This is a genomic window from Clostridium sp. UBA7339 (genome assembly GCF_002470865.1).
Lineage (GTDB): Bacteria > Bacillota > Clostridia > Clostridiales > Clostridiaceae > Clostridium_J > Clostridium_J sulfidigenes.
In genome coordinates this window covers 38,580-59,168 of record NZ_DKPI01000006.1, presented here as the reverse complement: position 1 = coordinate 59,168, position 20,589 = coordinate 38,580, and the positions used below count along the sequence as shown (strand labels likewise).

21 protein-coding genes are annotated in these 20,589 nt (G+C 30.7%); 20 read left to right on the top strand and 1 reads right to left on the bottom strand.

Going from position 1 to position 20,589, the window contains the following annotated elements; all coding sequences use genetic code 11:
• The first annotated feature begins 47 nt into the window (after positions 1-47).
• From B2S02_RS03695 to B2S02_RS03620, 15 genes are all read left to right on the top strand, one after another.
• Positions 48-203, top strand: a complete 156-nt coding sequence (locus B2S02_RS03695; protein WP_346877397.1) for a hypothetical protein — start codon at positions 48-50, stop codon at positions 201-203.
• 480 nt (positions 204-683) lie between these two features.
• Positions 684-1,484 (top strand): cell division protein FtsQ/DivIB, encoded by an 801-nt coding sequence (locus B2S02_RS03685; protein ID WP_346878729.1) that lies wholly within the window; start codon positions 684-686, stop codon positions 1,482-1,484.
• A 63-nt stretch (positions 1,485-1,547) separates the two neighbouring features.
• Entirely contained in the window at positions 1,548-2,258 is a 711-nt protein-coding gene (locus B2S02_RS03680) for a DUF881 domain-containing protein (protein ID WP_346847922.1), read from the top strand.
• A gap of 16 nt (positions 2,259-2,274) precedes the next feature.
• Positions 2,275-2,616 carry a small basic family protein gene (locus tag B2S02_RS03675; protein WP_035129303.1) on the top strand — a complete coding sequence of 114 codons (342 nt, stop codon included), beginning with the start codon at positions 2,275-2,277 and terminating at the stop codon, positions 2,614-2,616.
• A 12-nt stretch (positions 2,617-2,628) separates the two neighbouring features.
• Entirely contained in the window at positions 2,629-3,339 is a 711-nt protein-coding gene (locus B2S02_RS03670) for a DUF881 domain-containing protein (protein ID WP_346877399.1), read from the top strand.
• A gap of 117 nt (positions 3,340-3,456) precedes the next feature.
• Positions 3,457-4,125, top strand: a complete 669-nt coding sequence (locus B2S02_RS03665) for a YggS family pyridoxal phosphate-dependent enzyme (protein WP_346877400.1) — start codon at positions 3,457-3,459, stop codon at positions 4,123-4,125.
• Positions 4,126-4,139: 14 nt separating this feature from the next.
• The gene (locus B2S02_RS03660) at positions 4,140-4,589 is read left to right on the top strand and encodes a cell division protein SepF (RefSeq protein ID WP_035129307.1); all 450 of its coding nucleotides are present in this window, start codon (positions 4,140-4,142) and stop codon (positions 4,587-4,589) included.
• A gap of 131 nt (positions 4,590-4,720) precedes the next feature.
• On the top strand, positions 4,721-5,497 hold the full coding sequence (locus B2S02_RS03655) for an RNA-binding protein (protein WP_346877401.1): 777 nt from the start codon (positions 4,721-4,723) through the stop codon (positions 5,495-5,497).
• Positions 5,498-5,512: 15 nt separating this feature from the next.
• Positions 5,513-6,106 carry a DivIVA domain-containing protein gene (locus tag B2S02_RS03650; protein ID WP_346847926.1) on the top strand — a complete coding sequence of 198 codons (594 nt, stop codon included), beginning with the start codon at positions 5,513-5,515 and terminating at the stop codon, positions 6,104-6,106.
• Between the two features lie 397 nt (positions 6,107-6,503).
• Positions 6,504-7,196, top strand: coding sequence for a 5'-methylthioadenosine/adenosylhomocysteine nucleosidase (locus tag B2S02_RS03645; protein WP_346877402.1), 693 nt, complete (start codon positions 6,504-6,506; stop codon positions 7,194-7,196).
• 11 nt (positions 7,197-7,207) lie between these two features.
• Positions 7,208-8,020 (top strand): 3-deoxy-7-phosphoheptulonate synthase, encoded by an 813-nt coding sequence (aroF, locus tag B2S02_RS03640; protein WP_346847928.1) that lies wholly within the window; start codon positions 7,208-7,210, stop codon positions 8,018-8,020.
• Between the two features lie 12 nt (positions 8,021-8,032).
• Positions 8,033-8,485, top strand: coding sequence for a signal peptidase II (gene lspA, locus B2S02_RS03635; RefSeq protein ID WP_346847929.1), 453 nt, complete (start codon positions 8,033-8,035; stop codon positions 8,483-8,485).
• Positions 8,485-9,399, top strand: coding sequence for an RluA family pseudouridine synthase (locus tag B2S02_RS03630; RefSeq protein ID WP_346847930.1), 915 nt, complete (start codon positions 8,485-8,487; stop codon positions 9,397-9,399). The genes lspA and B2S02_RS03630 overlap by 1 nt, the downstream gene beginning before the upstream one ends.
• Positions 9,400-9,411: 12 nt before the next feature.
• Positions 9,412-9,951, top strand: coding sequence for a bifunctional pyr operon transcriptional regulator/uracil phosphoribosyltransferase PyrR (gene pyrR / locus B2S02_RS03625; protein ID WP_035129314.1), 540 nt, complete (start codon positions 9,412-9,414; stop codon positions 9,949-9,951).
• 12 nt (positions 9,952-9,963) lie between these two features.
• The gene (locus tag B2S02_RS03620) at positions 9,964-11,079 is read left to right on the top strand and encodes a class I SAM-dependent RNA methyltransferase (RefSeq protein ID WP_346847931.1); all 1,116 of its coding nucleotides are present in this window, start codon (positions 9,964-9,966) and stop codon (positions 11,077-11,079) included.
• A gap of 40 nt (positions 11,080-11,119) precedes the next feature.
• Here the strand turns inward: B2S02_RS03620 and B2S02_RS03615 are convergent, their stop codons facing one another.
• On the bottom strand, positions 11,120-12,865 hold the full coding sequence (locus tag B2S02_RS03615; RefSeq protein ID WP_346920312.1) for an Rqc2 family fibronectin-binding protein: 1,746 nt from the start codon (positions 12,863-12,865) through the stop codon (positions 11,120-11,122).
• 239 nt (positions 12,866-13,104) lie between these two features.
• Between B2S02_RS03615 and B2S02_RS03610 the strand changes: the two genes are divergently transcribed.
• From B2S02_RS03610 to B2S02_RS03590, 5 genes are all read left to right on the top strand, one after another.
• The gene (locus B2S02_RS03610; RefSeq protein WP_346877404.1) at positions 13,105-14,373 is read left to right on the top strand and encodes an amidohydrolase; all 1,269 of its coding nucleotides are present in this window, start codon (positions 13,105-13,107) and stop codon (positions 14,371-14,373) included.
• 52 nt (positions 14,374-14,425) lie between these two features.
• Positions 14,426-16,900, top strand: coding sequence for a DNA helicase RecQ (gene recQ, locus B2S02_RS03605; RefSeq protein WP_414632456.1), 2,475 nt, complete (start codon positions 14,426-14,428; stop codon positions 16,898-16,900).
• Between the two features lie 12 nt (positions 16,901-16,912).
• Complete coding sequence (dapF, locus tag B2S02_RS03600; protein ID WP_346877405.1) at positions 16,913-17,740, top strand: diaminopimelate epimerase; 828 nt, start codon at positions 16,913-16,915, stop codon at positions 17,738-17,740.
• A gap of 156 nt (positions 17,741-17,896) precedes the next feature.
• Entirely contained in the window at positions 17,897-19,402 is a 1,506-nt protein-coding gene (locus tag B2S02_RS03595; RefSeq protein WP_346877406.1) for a GspE/PulE family protein, read from the top strand.
• The gene (locus B2S02_RS03590; RefSeq protein WP_346847937.1) at positions 19,392-20,588 is read left to right on the top strand and encodes a type II secretion system F family protein; all 1,197 of its coding nucleotides are present in this window, start codon (positions 19,392-19,394) and stop codon (positions 20,586-20,588) included. The genes B2S02_RS03595 and B2S02_RS03590 overlap by 11 nt, the downstream gene beginning before the upstream one ends.
• The last annotated feature ends 1 nt before the right edge of the window (position 20,589 follow it).

Genomic DNA, 20,589 nt, shown 5'->3' with positions numbered 1-20,589 from the left:
AAATCATGGAGACGATTTATAGGAACATTAATTATGGAGGATTGATAATGAGTTCGCCAAATTATCACGAAGTGTTAGCGTTAGCTAGAGAAGTAAAAGAAAATGAAAGATTAAAACTAATTTTAGAAATAAGTAAAACAATGAATGATGTTTTAATATTGAGCCTAGCTGTATGGGACGTCCAGAAAGTAGTGATCTTTTAAGAGTACTAGGAAGAGTAATAAAAAAGATAGTGTGCTTGTAACAGATTCACTGTTTTGTTACAAGCACACTATCTTCCTATAGTAAATCAAAACATATAGCAATCCCTACGGGTTCTCGCAGAGTAGGTTCATATAATATCCAAAGAATTAATAACCTTCATAGCAAGGTAAAAAGTTTTATGAGGCCCTATAAAGGTGTTTCAACTAAGTATCTTAGTAATTATATGTTTCTTTTTAAATACATAGAGTCAAAATATGAGGCTACGCCTATATTTTTTTAGGGGCACAAAGCCTTGTTTCAGCACGAACTTTAAGGGACGTCCACCAATATTCTCATAGCATGTATATTCTATCACTGTAATTTTCAACAGAGCCATAATATTTAATATTTTTGTAATGAATTTGTAATATAAAAATGGTATGATAGAAGGTGTATTAATTTACTTTCATGTTCATATATTGTAATTTGGTGGTGAAGATGTGGCAAAAAAAACTAAACAGAGTTATGGTAATTATATAATAGATAATAAAGAAGAGATATTAAAGCGAAAGAAAAAAATAATTAAATTAAAAAAGACCATGTTACTACTTGTAGTAATGATTTCTATTTTAATAACTTTGGCTTTAACTTTACCTACTTTTAATTTATCAGAGATTTTAGTTAGTGGGTTGGTAAATTTATCTGAAGACGGTGTTAAAACAACTACAAAGCTTCAAAAGGGTACCAATATATTCAAGATAAAAACAAAAAAAATAGAAAAAGAGTTAGAGAAAAACCCTTACATATTAGAAGCAACCATTATTAGAAAATACCCTAACAAACTCTCTATTGCTATCAATGAGAGAAAGATTGCTTTCTACACAGAAATATCAGGAGGTTTCTATGTGATTGATGATAAGGGTGTGGTTTTGGAAAAAAAGGAATCTATCGAAGGTATAGAAGCTTTAAAGATTGAAGGAATTGATGAAACATGTTTAAAAATAGGCGAACAGATTAAAAATATAGACGAAGATAAAATAAAGGCAATTTGCAATATTCATAAATTTATAAAAGAAAATAGTTTGTTTGAAAAATATAACATAATAAAATTGGAAGTTAATGACTTTGTAGACTTAAAATTATACGTAAATAATTTACACATGAAACTTGGAACTGTTGATAAAGTTAATAGCAAAGTTGCTAGGGGGTTTAGCATAATAGAAAGTGGGACCCTTGGAGAGATGAAGGGATATGTGGATGTAAGTTTTGAAGGCAATCCAGTTATTTATAAGGAAAAATAGATCAAAAGATTAAAAAGTAAAAGCATCATAGTTCAAGAAAGATTTTATTGGGAGGTAGGGTAAGTGAAAAGTATTATTTCCAAGCTATGTACCGGACTTATATTTTTAATGTTTGGATTTGTTATAATCACTCAACTTAATACTATAGGAGAGCAAAGTACAGATAAAGTTGAGGGTTCACAAAGTCCAGAAATATTATTAGAAAATGAGCAATTAAAAAAACAAAAGGAAGAATTGGAAAAGGCTGTTGAGGAACTAGAGGTGAAGGCGGCTGAATACGAAAAGGAAGCAACAGAAGATACAAAGAATCAAAGGCTCCTTGAAGAGCTAAATAATACTAGACTTAGAGCCGGATTAACTAATGTTGAGGGGCCAGGTATTACAATATATATTGATCCTAAAACTAGTTTATTCACTCCACAAGTAGAAGATGATCCTATACAAGATTATGAGTTACTGTATATCGTTAATGAATTATATGCTGCAGGGGCTGAAGCTGTATCTATAAATGATATAAGACTTATTGGAAACAGCAGTATAAGGATAGCAGGAAATAGTATTAGAATTAATGGTGAAAGAATTTCACAACAGGAGCGTATAGTTATAAAAGCTATAGGAAATAAGACTATATTAGAAGGGGCTATGGGATGGTTCATTCCTAATAGAGTGAAAAGAATCTGTGAGGTTACATCGGAAACAAAGGATAATATTAAAATTAAAAAGGCAAGTATACCAGTAAAATATGAACACATAAAAGAAGTACAAGAAAACTAAAAGTAGGAGTGATGAAATGATTGCATTAATAGGACTTATAATAGGAATTATATTAGGAATAGCTTTCAACATAAATTTTCCACTTAAATTATCACCATATATATCTGTTGCAATATTTGCTTGTATAGACTCCACTTTTGGGGCTATTAGAGCTACCTTAAATAAGGATTTTAGACCAGATATATTTATATCAGGATTCTTTGGAAATGCATTTTTAGCAGCAGGAATGGTTTATCTAGGGGATAAGCTGGGTATACCTGTATATATTGCAGCAATTATAATATTTGGACAGAGGATATTTACAAACTTTGCTGTTATAAGAAGGTTATTGATGGATAGAATAAAAACACATCATTAAGGAGATAATTAAATGCGAGTTAATGAAGCTAATATATTTTTACTTATAGCTACCATTATAATTGGTATTTTAATAGCTATGAATGTAAATTTAGGAGGAAAAACTAAATTTTTAGATGTAGAGCAGTATCAAAAGGCATATGATAGTAGGACAAAGTTACAAAATGAAATAAGTAATTTAGAAGACCAATATGTTGAAACTAATGATAAAATTAATAAATATGAAAGAAGTAGTATATCTGAGGATGAAGTTAGAAAAGAGATGATTGGAGAGATAAGCAAAAATAAACTTGCATTAGGTTTGCTTCCAGTGGTGGGAAATGGTGTAAAGATTACTTTAAATGATGCACCGGAAGCTACAATTTTAGGGCAAGATGTACCCCTTTATATGTTAATTCATGATTCGGATTTAACAATGGTTGTTAATGATTTAAGAGCTGCAGGAGCAGAGGCAATAGCTATTAATGGATATAGAATAATAGGTTCAACAGCTGGACTTTGTGCTGGAGCAACCATAGAGTTAGATGGGATAAAAGTAATAGCTCCTTTTTACATTACAGCTATTGGAAATCAGGATGTAATAAATAGTTTTCTTGAAAATCAACAAAATCAACTTAAGAGTTTGAAGGCAAGAGGCTGTTATGTAGATATTGAATCAGTTTATGATGAAAAGTTGCCAGCCTATAATGGAGAGTTAAAAAGTGAGTATCTAAAATTAAAATAAAAAACTAGAAAAAATTAATAATATTAAAGGTTTTTTAGATTATATCGAGAATAAATTATATGGGCATATATTTTCCATTATAAGCTAGAGTTTGTATATGAGACGGGAGGAATAAAATTGTCTATTGAAGAAAATTTTATAAAATTGAAGAATGAGTTGCCAGAAGAAGTGACATTGATTTCAGTATCAAAAACTAGATCTATAGCTGAAATACAAAATGTATATGACTTAGGGGAAAGAAATTTTGGAGAGAATAAAGTTCAAGAGTTAATGGAAAAGCAAGAAATCTTACCTAAGGATATTAGGTGGCACTTAATAGGTCATCTTCAAAGAAATAAGGTTAAATATTTAGTTGGACGAGTTTATTTAATACATTCTTTAGATAGTGTTAGACTTTTACAGGAGATTGAAAAACAATTTTCAAGTAAGGAACTTATTGCAAATGTATTAATTCAAATTAATATAGGTAGAGAAGAGTCTAAAACTGGGATTATGATGGAGGATTTAGATGAACTTATAAATGCTTGTGAACAGTGTAAAAACGTCAAGGTGAAAGGTATTATGGCTACTATTCCAAAAGGAGATACTGAAAGTTGTAATTACTATTTTACTAAGACTAAAGAAGTATTTGATACCCTGAAAACTAAAAGCTATAAAAATATTACCATGGAGATTTTATCTATGGGAATGAGTGGAGATTATAAAGAAGCTTTAAAAGTAGGATCAAATATGATTCGAATTGGTGAAGGGGTTTTTGGGAAAAGAGATTATAACAAATTAAAGTAGGAGGAAGGTTTATTATGGAATTTTTCAAAGGAATAAGTAGAATGATGGGATTTGATGAAGAAGATGATGAAGAATTATTAGAGAACAGGGAAGAAAACTATGATGAAGGTGAAGAGGAGATTGAAATTGAACCTTTCGTAAGCAAGAAGCAAAATAAAATAGTTAATATTCATACTGCATCATCCTCAAAGGTTGTAATTAGTAAGCCTTCAAATTATGATGAGGGAAAAATTATTGTAGACAATTTAAAGTCTAGAAGAATAGTTATTGTTAACTTAAATGGAGTAGAGCCTAAGGAAGGTCAAAGAATACTTGATTTCCTAATAGGAGCTATTTACGCATTAGAGGGAGGACTTCAACCTGTAGAAAAGGGAGTATTTATATTAACTCCATCTAATATTGAAGTTAGTAATGAATTAAAAAATGAGCTTACAAACAAAGGAATTTTTAGTTCCTTCAAATAAGTCTAGTACTCGAACTTAGTAAAGTATTACGTGGTTAATTTTATATATATTTGAGTGGTAGAATATAGCTTAAAAAACATGAACAGTATTAAGAGGAATTATAATAATATATAATGAATTAGAGGAAAGCTATGGAGAAGAAGGCATTTTTAGATATATTTAAAGACCACGATAAAAATTATATTTCAAGTATATATGAGGACATAGAACTATGTAAGAACATAGAAATTCCTATATATACAAAGGAGTTTGTGACTCCGGATATCTATATGAATATAAAAAACAACCAAAGTAAACTTGGGGTTTTTGTTCATGGTACTGGTGTGTTTGCGGATTGTGAGAGAAAGATGTTATGTTTTTCTACTAATACATATGAAACTCTGGACTATGATATTCATATTGTAAAGATAAAAAATAAATCAAAGTTTAAAGATCTTAAGCATAAAGATTATTTAGGCTCTATAATGGCTTTAGGAGTTAAGAGAAGCTTATTTGGAGACTTAGTAGTAAAAGGAGATGCTTGCTTTGTTCCAATGACAAGGTCAGTTTCTCAATATGTTCAATATAATTTAACTAACATTGGAAATTGTCCATGTACTATTGATAGAATAGATATAAATAGTGAAGATATCCCAAAGATTGAATTTGAAGAAAAGATTATAATGGTTACATCCCTTAGACTAGATAATGTGGTACCTAGTATTTGCAATATGTCTAGGGCTAAGGGCACAGATCTTATAAGTAATGGGTCTGTATTATTAAATTATCTTAAATGTAATAGAAAGGATAAATTAATAGAAATGAAGGATACTATTACCATAAGGGGATTTGGAAAGTATAAAATTAATTCAATTGAAGGAGAAACTAGTAAGGGACGAATTAAATTATTAATAGGTAAATATATTTAATGCGGGGTGAAGGATATGAAGATGACAGCTATGGACATTATGAACAAAGATTTTAAAAAAGCCATGAGAGGATATAACATGGATGAGGTGGATGAATTTTTAGAACAAATTTCTGAGGATTATGAAACCGTGTATAAGGAAAATGCTATTTTAAAGGAAAAATTAGATGTTTTTCAAGATAAATTAGATCATTATTCAAAGATGGAAACTACTATTCAAAGCACTTTGTTATTAGCACAAAATGCTGCAGAACAGGCAAAGCAAAGTTCTCAATCAGAAGCTGAACTTATAATTAAAAATGCAAATGAAAGTGCTAAAAGAATTTTAGATAAAGCTCACACTGATGTTTTAAATATCAATGATGAATTCGATAGAACAAAACAGGAATTTGCTAAGTTTAGGAGCAAGTTTAGAAACTTTATAGTTACACAAATGGAAATGTTTGAAGCGCTAGAAAAAGATTTTGATAAAAATTATAATATTTCAACTGTAATGGAAGAGAAGGTACATGAGCCAGTATTAGAAGTTGCTTCTGAGAAGGATGTAGAAAGCTTTGAATATAATACAGCTGAATTAGAGGATATAAAAAGTTTTTTTGTAGATAAGTAATATTGAAATTTTATTTACATATATTGTGTAATTTTTGGTAAATATGATTAATGTATAAATAGAATTCTTTGCTTTAGAGAGAGTTTTTACTCCCACTGAAGGTTATTAATAGAACTATAAGTATGAATTTATTCATACTTATAATTCGTTGTCCTTTAGGGAAATTATTATCCAGGGACGTAGCAGCTCTTTAATCTCACTTTAGGGTGAGATTTTTTTATCTGCTGAAAGCTATTGACATATCCCGGAACATGTATATTATAATAGATGTAGTTGTACCCAATTAATGTGAAAAATTATATTTCGATATGTATTAACATAATTGGTGACCTAAATTTGTATTAAAGAAAAGTACCTAGAATTATTTGTACCTAGGAAGAAAAGAGGAGATTTTAGCATGAGGATAGGAATTATAGGAGCTATGGAAGAGGAAGTAAGCTCTCTAATAGCTGATATGGAAATAAAGAAAAAAGTTACAAGAGCAATGATGACATTTAATCATGGAACTATTTATGATAAGGATGTTGTAATAGTTAGAAGTGGAATAGGTAAGGTAAATGCAGCAGTTTGTACACAAATTTTAGTTGATGATTTCAATGTGGATGCTGTTATAAATGTCGGTATAGCTGGTGGTATTGGAGAAGATATATATCCAGGAGATGTGGTTATTGCAACAGATTTAGTGGAGCATGATATGGACACAACTAAATTTGGAGATAGACCAGGTCAAGTTCCTAATATGGAAGTCTTTGACTTTAAATGTGATAAGGGATTAGTAGAAAAAGCCCAAAGTGCTTGTGAAGGTATAAAAGATATAAATATTTTCACTGGTAGAATAGTATCTGGAGATCAATTTATAGCTGATATAGAGAAGATAAGATGGTTAAAAAGCGAGTTTAATGCGCTATCTTGCGAGATGGAAGGAGCAAGTATAGCTCATGCAGCTTATCTTAATAACAAACCTTTTGTTATAATACGATCAATTTCTGACAATGCTAATAATGGAGCACATATGGACTATGAAAAATTTAAAGAAATATCAGTTAAAAATTCAAATACCATATTACGTTCTATGTTAAAAACTTTATAAGGTGATATTATATGAAAAGAATACTTGCAGAAAAAAATAGTGGAGAAAAAATTACAGTACAGGTTAAGGATGTAATCATTGGTGGAGATGACTTAGTGTTTATATCTGGACCATGTGCAGTGGAAAACTATGATAAAATGATAAAGATAGGAAGAGCCTTGAAGGACCAGGGAGCACATATGATGAGAGCAGGTGCCTTCAAGCCTAGAACATCTCCCTATGATTTTCAAGGTCTCGGTATAGAAGGACTAAAAATACTTAAAGAAGTGGGAAATGAATTTGGTTTGCCAGTAGTATCTGAGGTAATGGATGCTAGAGATATAGAAATTTCTCTTCCTTATGTAGATATGATACAGGTTGGTTCTAGAAATATGTATAACTATACATTTTTGAAGGAATTAGGAAAGCTTAAAGTACCTGTACTTCTAAAAAGAGGGATAAGTGCAACTGTAGCTGAATGGATTTATGCAGCTGAATATGTTTTAAAGGAAGGTAATAATCAAGTAGTACTTTGTGAAAGAGGAGTAAGAACCTTTGAGACTACCACTAGAAATACCTTGGATTTAAACTCTGTAGCAGTGATTAAGGAAAATTATAGACTTCCTGTTATTGTGGACCCTAGTCATGGAACTGGAAGGCGTGAGTTAGTTGAAGCTATGAGTTTAGCTGCTGTGGCAGCTGGTGCAGATGGATTAATTATAGAAAGTCATGTAAATCCTGATAATTCTGTATCAGATGCAAGACAAACTATTAATGTAGAAAATTTAAAAAAAATTATAAATAAGTCTAATGCCATTAAAAATATTTTATCCGAGTTAAGATAAGGGGGAGTGGTTTTGACTTTAGGAATAATAATAGTAGTATTAGGTCTAATAATAGATAGAGGAACAAAATGGTGGGCTATAGGTACCTTAAAGGGTTCAGAAGGATTAACTGTAATTAAGGATTTCTTTACTCTTGATTATCTAGAAAACCGTGGAGCTGCTTTTGGAATGCTTCAAAATAAGCAGTGGTTATTTATTGTTATTACTATAGTTGTAGTTATAGGAATGATATTCTATTTATTAAAGTATAAGCCTAAGTTTAAATTAGTATATGTATCTATTGCTATGATAATTGCGGGAGCAATAGGTAATCTTATAGATAGAATAAGTTATAATTATGTAGTAGATTTTATTATGGTTCATTATAGGGATGTATATTATTTTCCAACCTTTAATGTGGCTGACATGCTAGTTTGTATAGGAACATTTTTTCTATTAATATGTATACTGAAGGATGAGATTTAATGGATTTTAAAAATTATATTATAGAAGAAGAAAATGTAGGGAAGAGACTTGACTTATTTGTAAGTGAAAATGAAGTAGATATGTCTAGATCTTTTGTCCAGGGAATTATTGAAAAACAACAAGTGAAAGTCAATGGACAGATAAGAAAAAGTAATTACAAATTAAGAGTAGGGGATCAGGTTCGAGTAGAACTAGCTGAGCCAGTGGAGCTTCAAGTAGAGGCTGAAGATATTCCTTTAGATATAATTTATGAGGACAGTGATGTTATAGTAATAAATAAACCACAGGACATGGTAGTCCATCCTGCCCCAGGAAATTATACTGGAACTCTTGTTAATGGTCTTCTTTATCATTGTAAGGACTTATCAGGTATAAACGGAGTTATAAGACCTGGTATAGTGCATAGAATTGATAAAGATACTTCTGGGGTATTAGTAGTTGCTAAAAATGATAAATCGCATAATTCATTAGCTATGCAGCTAAAGGACCACTCCATGAAGAGAACTTACTATGCCATAGTAGAAGGTATAGTAAAAGAGGAAGAGGGTACGGTTAGAAACAATATAGGAAGACATCCTGTAGAGAGAATAAAGATGGCTGTAGTTAAGGATGGAAAAGAAGCTATTACTAATTATAAAGTGCTGGACCGATTTAAAAGTAATACCTTGGTGGAATGTAGATTAGAAACAGGTAGAACACATCAAATTAGAGTTCATATGGCTCATTTACATCATCCACTAATTGGAGATCAAGTATATGGATATAAAAAACAGAAGTTTAAATTGCAAGGTCAAGCACTTCATGCGAAAAATTTAGGCTTTATACATCCTACCACAGGAGAGTATATGGAGTTTGATTCACAACTTCCAGAATATTTTCAGGATATATTAGATAAATTAAGAAAAGAAGTTTAGGGAGGGATTGTTATGGAACTGAAATCAGTACTTATGGACGATAAAGCAATTAAGAGAACTCTGACGAGAATTTCTCATGAAATTATAGAAAAAAACAAGGGTACAGAAAACTTAGTTATATTAGGAATTAAAAGTAGAGGAGTGCCACTAGCTAATAGAATTGCTGAACTGATCAACATGTTTGAAGGTGAAGAGGTAGAAGTAGGGAGTGTAGATATAACTAAATATAGAGACGACCTAAAAAAACCTGAAAACTTAAAGGAACATAATAGTATAGAATTAGGTGTAGACATAACTGGTAAGAGAATAATTCTAGTGGATGATGTTTTATTTACAGGAAGAAGTGTAAGAGCGGCAATAGATGCAATCATAGATAGAGGAAGACCTGAAATGATTCAGTTAGCTGTACTTGTAGATAGAGGTCATAGAGAGCTGCCAATAAGAGCTGATTATGTGGGGAAAAACATACCAACTTCAAGAAAAGAGGATATATCTGTTGAACTAGTAGAAAAAGATGGAGTGGACTCTGTAAGTCTATACGAGAATAATTAGGAGAAAAAATTTATGTATAAAATAATTGTAACTACTACCTTTGGTATAGAGGCTATTACAGGCAAGGAGCTAAAGAATTTAGGATATGAAGACTTAAAAATAGAAAATGGAAAGATAACCTTTGAAGGAGATGAAATGGATGTTGCTATCTGTAATATCCATTTAAGAACTGCAGAGAGAGTTTTTCTAGAGATGGCAGAATTTGAAGCTACCTCCTTTGAAGAATTATTTCAAGGAACTAAAAAAGTTGACTGGGGTAGCTTAATACCTATTGATGGTAAGATGCATGTTATAGGAAAATCTGTTAAATCTACTTTACATAGTGTACCTGACTGTCAAGGTATAGTAAAAAAAGCTGTAGTAGAAAAAATGAAAGAAAAATATGATACTAATTGGTTTAGTGAAGATGGACCAGTATATAAGATAGAAGTTGGAATTCTAAAGGATAAGGTAACCCTTGCAGTAGATACCTCTGGAATAGGACTTCATAAGAGGGGATATAGGGAAAATGCAGGAATGGCTCCTTTGAAGGAAACCTTAGCAGCAGCCTTAGTTTTGATAGCCAAATTCAATGGAGATGAGCTTTTAATAGACCCATTTTGTGGATCAGGAACTATACCTATAGAAGCGGCACTGATAGCTAAAAATATAGCACCAGGAGTTAATAGACACTTTGTAAGTGAAACTTGGCCTACCTTTGACAAAGAAATTTGGGAGCAGGTACGCGAAGGAGCGAAAAGAAGTGTTAATAAAAAAGACTTCGTTATTCAAGGCTCTGATATAGATGGAAGAGTACTTAGAACTGCCATGGATAATGCTAAAAAAGCAGGTGTAGAGAAGTATGTTAACTTCCAAAGACTTGATATGAAGGATGTAAGAAATAGAAAAAAAGGTGGTATGATAATAACTAATCCACCTTATGGAGAGAGACTTTTAGATGAAGATGAGGTTAAGTATCTCTACAAAACTTTTTCTAATGTGTATGCAGGACTAGAGGATTGGTCTTGCTATGTACTAACATCCTATGATGACTTTCAAAAGGTATTTGGAAAAAAGGCTGATAAAAACAGAAAACTTTATAATGGAAGAATTCAGTGTTATTACTATCAATATAATCCGAAGAAATAAATTAAAGACTATCTCAAAAAAATTTGAGATAGTCTTTGTTTTAAGCTTGCTTTAAATCAAGTTTTATAGGATCTACATAGATGGTTTTGTTTGTGGAGTAGGTTACCATACCAGGCTTTCCTTTAGCCATTTTTTTAACATTTCTAATTTCTGTGTAGTCTATAGGTACCTTTGTAGAGTTTTTACCCTTGCTATAGAAGGCGGCTAAGGTTGCAGCTTCAAGAAGGGTGGAATCAGGTACTTCTCCAAGGTTTTTAATGATTACATGGGAACCTGGAATATTTTTTATGTGAAGCCAAATATCATTGTTATGAGCAAACTTCAGAGTTAAATAATCATTTTCTAGATTGTTTTTACCTACATATATATCAATGCCATCACTAGATATGAAGTGGAGTGGTTTTGAAGGCTTAGTCTTTTTACTTTTCATAGACTTTTTGAAAGCAATGTAGCCAGTTTCCACTAACTCATTTTTTATATCCTCTAAATCTTTATAGTTATCAGCATTTTCAATATTACTAAGTACTGATTGAAGATATTCATCCTCTTCTTCGGCTAATTCTATTTGGATATAAGCATTTTCTTCTGCAGCTTTTAATTTACTGTATTTTTTAAAATACTTTTGAGCATTTTCAGAAGGGGTTTTATTTACATCTAAAGGAATTTTAATATATTCTTCTTCCTCACTATAATAATTTAATGCTTCAACCTCTTTATCACCCTTTTTAATATTATAAATATTTGCAGTTATAAGCTCTCCATATAGATTATATTTTTGCTTTTCTTCACATTCAATTAAAGTTTTTTTTAGAATGTTTAATTTTTTTTCAACTCTGTCTATGTTATTTATAACTAGCTTTTGCATATCATGACTTTTACTTTGAAGTCTACTTATTTTATCCTTTGCATGATAGAAGCTTTCTAGAAGACTACTAGGAGAAGAATATTCTTCACATTGTCCACCATAATCTAAAATATACTCTAGCTTTATACAGTGGAAATCTTTTAGTTCATCATTTATGGAATAGCTATAAAGGTCATAATTATTATCTTTGGATTTAGCAAAAAACTCTATTAAGAATTCATAGATTCCCTTTAGGTTATTTTTACTTAAAGGAATATTTCTTTTATTTAGCCTAAAAGAAATCTCTTTAGATATAGGATTACTTACTCCATCTAAAACTCTAGTAAAGAATTTTTCATTTAGCTCTTCATCTTCATAGAGACTAAAAGTTTTTTCTTGAAATGATTCAAAGGTAGTGTTGAATATATCAAGTTTATTACTTTCAGGAGGATATACATATTCAATACCAGGATAGAGTACTCTATAGCTATTTATATCTGGTGTAATATGTTTTATGGAATCCATGATGAGTCCATCTCTTTTTCTTATCAAAGTAATGTTACTGTGTCTACCCATGATTTCAATTATCAGGGTATATATACTGTTAAAGCCTAATTCATCACTACTTTCAAAATCTAAAAGTAGGATTCTGTCGTTATTTAATTGAGTAACATCTTTTAAAACTGCAGTATTTAGATATTTTCTTAAAACCATACAAAATACAGGTGCCTTAAGTGGACTTTCCTTAGAGTAATCAATAAAGTTTATTCTAGGATAAGAAGCGTTAGCGTTTAGCAGTAGTCTAACAGGTTTCCTATTTATTTTAAAGCTCAGTATTATTTCATCCTTTTCAGGTTGGGTTATTTTATCTATTCTACTGCTTATTAGAGTGTTTTTTATTTCATTGGCTAGAGAGCGCAAATATAATCCATCTAGTGCCATATAAATCATCCTTTCATTTAAGCATATATTTTACAGTATATCACTATTATTTTATAAATAAAATACAAAATAAGTTAGGACAAGGATAATTTCCTTAATTGAAGATGATATAATAAAAGTAATATTGCATTTAAGGAATATTTAAGTTAAAGGAACTGTAGTTGTTTAAGAAGTAATAAGAATGAATTTACATAAGAGTTGAATATATAGAAAAAATTATAAAGGCAGGGTGGATATAAATGGAGTTAAGGGAAAGTATCATTAACTTAAGAAGGGAATTTCATAGATGTGCAGAAGCTGGGTGGTTAGAATTTGAAACCACCATAAAAATAATGGATTACTTAAAAAAACTTGGATATAATCTACAATATGGTAAGGAAATACATAGTAATCCAATGGGTATGGCTGATGAAGAAATACTTACTAATCATAGGATAGAGTGTAGTAGAGCAATTAAAAACAAGTCCTATAATGTAGATGAAATTCTACAAGGCTATACTGGGGTAGTAGCAAGTATAGATACAGGAGTTCAGGGTCCTACCATGGCTTTTAGATTTGATATAGATGGTCTTAAGGTTGAGGAAGCTAAGGAAAATCATAGACCTTTTAAAGAGGGGTTTTCTTCTAAAAATCCAGGAATATGTCATTGTTGTGGTCACGATGCTCATATAGCTATGGGCCTTCAGCTTGCAAATACTATTGTAGAGATGAAAGAAAAATTAACAGGAAAAATAAAGCTCATATTTCAACCGGCAGAGGAAGAGGTTAGAGGGGCTAAGTCTATGGTAGAAGCTGGAGTTTTAAAAGATGTAGATTATTTATTCTCTGGTCACATCGGCTTTATTAATAAAAATAATGCCATAGCTGTTAAAGTTAAAAATTTGCTTGCTACTAATAAAGTGGAGGTAGAGTTCTTAGGTAAATCTGCCCATGCAGGTCTTTGTCCAGAAGAGGGAAGAAATGCTCTTTTAGCAGGAGCAAGCTGTATTTTAAATCTTCATAGCCAAGTGCAATTTGGAAAAGGAGTAGGAAGACTTAACGTAGGAACTCTTCATGGAGGAACTGGAAAAAATGTTATAGCAGATAAAGCAGTTTTACAGTTGGAAACAAGGGGCGATACTAACGAAATTAATGATAGAATCATGGATATGGTTTGTCGAGTAGTTAAGGGTGCAGCAATTTCCTACAATGTGGAATATAATATAAGAGTAGTTGGTTCTGCAAGGGCATATAATAGCACCGATAATGAATTTTCTAAGATAGTAATAAAAAATCTTAGAAGTTTACCTATAGAAATTATTGAAGAATTTTCCTTTGGAGCTTCTGAGGATATAACTTATATGTTAGAAGAGGTGGAAAAGCAAGGGGGAAAGGGAATCTATTTTATAATTCCATCTTCTATTGTGGCACCACATCATAATCCCTATTTTGATTTTAATGAAGAATCACTTATAATAGGTCATGATGTATATGTACGTATGATAAGAACTTTTTTACAAAAGATATAATTTAAACTTGAGATAAATTTACTAAATTAAACAAGCTAAGGGATGTGTAGTTTTGAAAGAAGCAATGAAAGAAATTTTGGAAAAATATTATGGATATAAAAGCTTTAGGACAGGTCAACAGCCAGTTATAGAATCTATTTTAAAGGGAGAGGATGCATTAACTATAATGTCTACAGGTAGTGGTAAGTCTATATGTTATCAAGTGCCTGCTTTAATCCTTCAGGGATTAACTATAGTAATTTCACCTTTAATTTCCCTTATGAAGGATCAAGTAGATGCACTTAAGGACATGGGAATACCTTGCAGCTATATTAATAGCTCCTTAAGCAGTAAAGATTTTAAAGAAGTATTAGATGGAATAAAGGAAGAAAAATATAAAATACTTTATATAGCCCCTGAGAGATTAGATAATATAGAATTTTATAATGTAATTTCTAGGATACCTATTAGCCAGATAGCTATAGATGAGGCCCATTGTGTATCTCAATGGGGTCATGACTTTAGAGCTAGTTATAAAAGAATTGCAGGTTTTATAGAAAGGCTTATGGTGAGACCTATAGTTACAGCCTTTACTGCAACAGCTTCTAAAGAAGTAAGACAAGATATAGTAAAACTTTTAAAGCTTCAAAGTCCTAAAATATTTATTACTGGCTTTGATAGAGAAAACTTGTCTATAAATATAGTTAAATCTGAGAATAAGAAGAAATATCTTCTTAAATTTATGGAAGACAATAAAGAGAACTCTGGTATTATATATGGAGCTACTAGAAAGGAAGTAGATAATATTTATAGAGAGCTTTCTAGTAAGGGATATAATATAGCTAGATATCATGCGGGTTTATCTGATGAGGAAAGAAAAGAGAATCAAGAAGATTTTATTTATGATAGAGTTAAGATTATGGTGGCAACTAATGCCTTTGGTATGGGAATAGATAAGTCTAATATAAGATATGTGGTTCACTATAATATGCCTAAAAATATAGAAGGTTATTATCAAGAGATTGGAAGAGCTGGTAGAGATGGTGAGAAGAGTCAGTGTATATTATTATTTTCTCCAGGAGATATCCATGTTCAAAAGTATTTAATAGAGATGAGTATAGAAAATCCAGAGAGAAAAAACAATCAGTATAAAGCACTTCAGCAGATGGTGGATTTTGTTTATAGTAATGATTGTTATAGAAAATATATTTTAAATTACTTTGGAGAAAGTTATGAAGATGACTGTAATAATTGTAGTAATTGTTTAAATCAGGGAGAGATAGTTGATAAAACTGTAGATGCTCAAAAGGTATTATCTTGTATATATAGGATGAAACGAAACTATGGTGCAACTATGCTTATAGATGTACTAAGAGGATCGAAAAATAAAAAGGTTACACAGTTTAATTTTCAAGAGCTATCTACCTATGGAATAATGAAAGATTATTCAAGTGAAAACCTAAAAACTTTTATAAATACATTAATTTCTCATGGGTATATAAATCAAGTTGAAGGAACTTATCCTGTCCTTGCATTAAATAATAAGTCTATGGAAGTACTTAGAGGTAAGGAAGTAGTTCACTTTAAAGAATTTAAAGTTAAAGTAAATGCAGAGGTAAGAAATGAACTCTTTGATATATTAAGAGAACTTAGATATAACATGGCAAAGGCTGCTGGAATTCCTCCATATATAATTTTTAGTGATGGAACCCTTAGGGAAATGAGTGTTAAGCATCCTACAAATAAGGAGGAGTTTTTAGAGATATCTGGAGTGGGAGAAACTAAGTATAGTAAGTATGGTAAGGAATTTCAAGGTGCTATTATAGAGTATGTTGAAGCTAACAATCTAACTGTTAAGGAAAAGAATAACCCTGACAAAAGCTATGAAGAAGCTAGTGTAACTAAATCAGAAGAAATTAGTAGTATTAATGAGGAATCAGGGGATTTTTATGTAAATACTGATAAAAAGCTATTTGAAAGGTTAGTTTTAGTGCGAAAGGAATTTAGCAGGATAGAAGGTGCCATGGAACAGAATATCATAGCAAAAAATACTCTAAAAGAGATAAGTGGAAGATATCCTAAAACCTTAGAAGAGCTAAAGGATATAGGAGGTATGGGGCCTAAGAAGATAGAAAAATATGGAGTGGCTTTAATAGAAGCAGTAAATACATATATAGAAGAAGAAGGAATAACTCCTATATGGGAAGAAAAAAAGAAAAAAAGATTAGTTATAGATGGAGATGAAAGAAAGAATAAGGAAATAGCTTTAGACATGCTAAATGAAGACTTTGCAATTGAGGATATTGCAGAAGAGATTGAGGTATCAATTTCAACTATACTTGGATACGTTACAGAGTATATAGAGGAGTATGGAAGACCTAAGTTTACTATTCCTTTAAATAAGTTTTTTAACCAAGATGAAGAAAAAATTATCATGGAAGTTTGTGAAAGAGTTGGCTATGATAAGGTTAGTAAGGTAAAGGCAGAGTTACCTAAGACAATTAATTATGAATCTATAAGAGCTGTTATACTTAAGAATTACTTTTAAGAGGAGAATATTATGGAAATTTTAAAATTTACAAAGATGCAGGGAGCAGGAAATAATTTTGTGGTTTTTGAAGATATGGAAGTAAAATACAATGATTTAGGTACTTTAGCTAAAAAGTTATGTGATAGAAATTTTGGCATAGGAGGAGATGGAATATTAGTAGTAAGAAGAAGTAAAATTGCTGATATTCAAATGATAATAATAAATAGTGATGGTTCCTATGCTGGTATGTGTGGAAATGGAATAAGATGCTTTGCAAAATACGTATATGAAAATAACATGGTAAGAAAAAGTGAGTTTACCGTAGAAACAGGAGATGGTATAAAGGTTTGTCATCTGTTCATAGAAGATAATAAGGTAAAAGCTGTTAAGATAAATATGGGAAGAGAGAGTTTTAATCCAAAGTTTATTCCTGCCTTAGGAGAGGAAGAAATTATTAAAAAAGATATATGTGCCAATGGAAAAAGCTATAATATAACTTCATTATTACTTGGAGTTCCCCATACTGTTTTATTAACTGAAGAGGGCGGGTTTAAGGTTGAAGAAGGTGCAGCCATAGAAACCCATGAATTATTTCCACAGGGGACCAATGTTAACTTTTGTAGAGTTGTGAATAGAGAGGAAATAAAGGTTAATACCTGGGAAAGAGGAGCAGGGCCAACCCTTGCCTGTGGAACAGGATGTTGTTCATCGGTGGTGGTTTGTAATAAATTAAATTTAGTAGATAAATCTGTGAAGGTTATGGCTCCAGGAGGTATTTTAACTATAGAAATAACTGAGGATGGAATAATGATGACGGGGCCAGCGGAGAATGTATTTAAGGGTGAAATAGCAGTATAAGTGAACATTAAGGGTTTATATTTAAACAATTTATAAATTTGTTTTAATATAAACCCTTTTTTATTTATTTATAGAATTATATTTGAAATAAATGGTAACAATTATAGTTGTGATAAAAGAAATCTATATTTTTAATATGTTTAAGGAGATAAACTGGTGATCAACAAAATAGATTTAGATTCAATAGCAATAAATACTAAGGCTATGTCTATGCTTTCCAAGGAAGTGTGTGAAGAGTATAGCATTTTACCTTATGACATAAAAAATAATGAGATTTATTTAGCTACCTTTACGGAGCATTCCAATGAAGAAATTAATAGATTAAGATTTATTTTAAAGAAAAAAATTGTATTTAACTTATGTACTATAGATCAATTTAAGATTTATTTAGATAAATATTATGAAGAAATTTATAGAAAGCAAATAGTTAAGGGACTTAAAGGTGAAGAGTATCCTAAAAAGGAGCGTGATAAAGAAGTAAAAGGACCCATTATTTCTTTAGTGGATTCGATTTTTAGAGAAGGTATTGAAAAAGGTGCAAGTGATATACATATAGAGTCATGGAAGGATACAATTACTGTAAGATATAGAATAGATGGAGTTTTAAATATTTTTAGTACTTTACCTAAAAATCTTTATGAGGTTATAGCCACAAGAATAAAGGTTATGGCAAATATGGATATTACTAATAAATATACTCCAGAAGATGGAGAGATAAATCTTGAAGTAAAGGAAAATATTTATGATTTAAGAATATCTACAATGCCTACTGTTCATGGAGAAAAATTTGTAATAAGAATATTACAAAGAAATGCACCTTTGTTAGATATAAATAAGCTAGGTTTTACACCTAAAGATTATCGACTCTTAAAAAATATATTAAAGTTCAAACAAGGTTTAATCATAATTACAGGTCCTACAGGAAGTGGTAAAACTACTACTTTATATTCTATGATAAATGAGTTGAACGAAGAAACTAGGAATATAGTCACTGTAGAAAAGCCGGTGGAGTGTGAAGTTGAGGGAATTAATCAAGTTTCCATAGGAGATGGTAGTGCTACCTATGGAAATATATTAAAGGCAGTATTAAGACAGGATCCTGATGTAATAATGGTGGGTGAAATTATAGATAAGGAAACTGCTGAAGTAGCTATAAGAGCATCTTTAACAGGTCACTTAGTTTTAACTACCTTGCATACTAACGATGCTAGCAGTGCTATAAATAGACTAACTAACATGGGGATAGATGGAGATATAATTAAAAGTTCTCTCGTTCTTGTAATTGCTCAAAGGTTAACAAGATTAATATGTGAAAAGTGTAAGGTGAAATATAAATTATCCAAGGAAGAAAAGAAGCTTCTAGCCATGGATAGGATTGAAGAAGGCTATAGAGGAACTGGATGTATTAAATGTAATAGCACTGGATACAGAGGAAGAACTGTAGCCTATGAGATTATGATTATGGGAAAGAGATTAAAGGAGTCTATGGATAGTGGGGATAGTGATATATTAAGAAACATAGCGATTGAAGAGGGAATGGTTACTATGAATGAATATTTTAAGGAGTTAGTTGTAGAGGGAAGTACTTCCGTGGAAGAGTATTATGGAAATATGCAGGTTTATAACATTGAAAAAGCCTTAGGAGTGGATTATGGAGTATAAGTATAAGGGGATAAATGTAAAGGGAAAAATTGTATCAGGAAAAGTTATAGTAGAAGATCATTGTAGTTTAATGGAAAGATTAGAAGAGGAAGAAATATATTGTATTAATTACAAAGAGTTGCATAAAGAAAATACATATTTGTTTAAAAGAAGGATTTCAGAAAAGAATTTATCTACTTTTTGCAGAAATTTAAAGAATAATTTAAAGGCGGGAATTCCTTTAGTTAATGCTTTGAAACTATTAGAAGAGCATTTAGGGGATAAAAGGTTATGTGAAATTCTAAATAAAGTTATAAATAATATAAAAAGTGGTTTATCTTTTTCAGAAAGCTTAGAGAAGTTTAAAAGTGTATTCCCAGAATTTTTTATAACATTAATTCATTTTGGAGAAGAAAGTGGTAGATTGCAGCAGATTCTAACTTTCATGGAAAAGTACTATATGAAGGAATATAAAAGGCGAAAGAAAATTATTAGCGTAAGTACTTATCCTATAGGATTATTTATATTTGTATTAATTATGGGCATGATTGCTATTTACAAGTTAGTACCTACATTTTTTAATTCTATGGATATAGAAAATATGAAACTTCCTTATATAACTAGATTTTATTTAGGATTATCTAGAGTTATAAATAGTCTAGGTATACTTGTAGTACCAATAGGCATAGGGATTTTTATAGGCATAAGCTTTATACATATCTATCTAAAGGGGAAAGGGATAACCTATAATTTAAAATATAAAAATCCACTAACGAGAAATTTAGAGAAAAATAGATTTTGTTGTAAATTTACTATGGCCCTTTCAATGATGATAGGTAGTGGTATTGATATAAAATCTTCTTTAATCTTACTGAGAAATTGTGAAAATGCCATTTACATTAAGGAGCGGTTAAATAGATGTATAGAAGGATTAGAAAGAGGTGATAGCCTTTATGAGGGCCTTAAGAGGTGCAATATTTTTTCAAATTATTTTCTATCAACAATATATATAGGAGAAATTAATGGAAGTGTTGAAGAGGTGTTGCAATGTTGTAATGAAGTTTTCGAAGAAGAACTTGAAGGGAAATTAGATAGGATCACATCCCTAATAGAGCCACTACTAATAGTCTTTGTAGGTCTATTTATAGGATCTATCATTATTGCAATTATGATTCCATTGTTTAATATGTACAATACAAAGTTTTAAA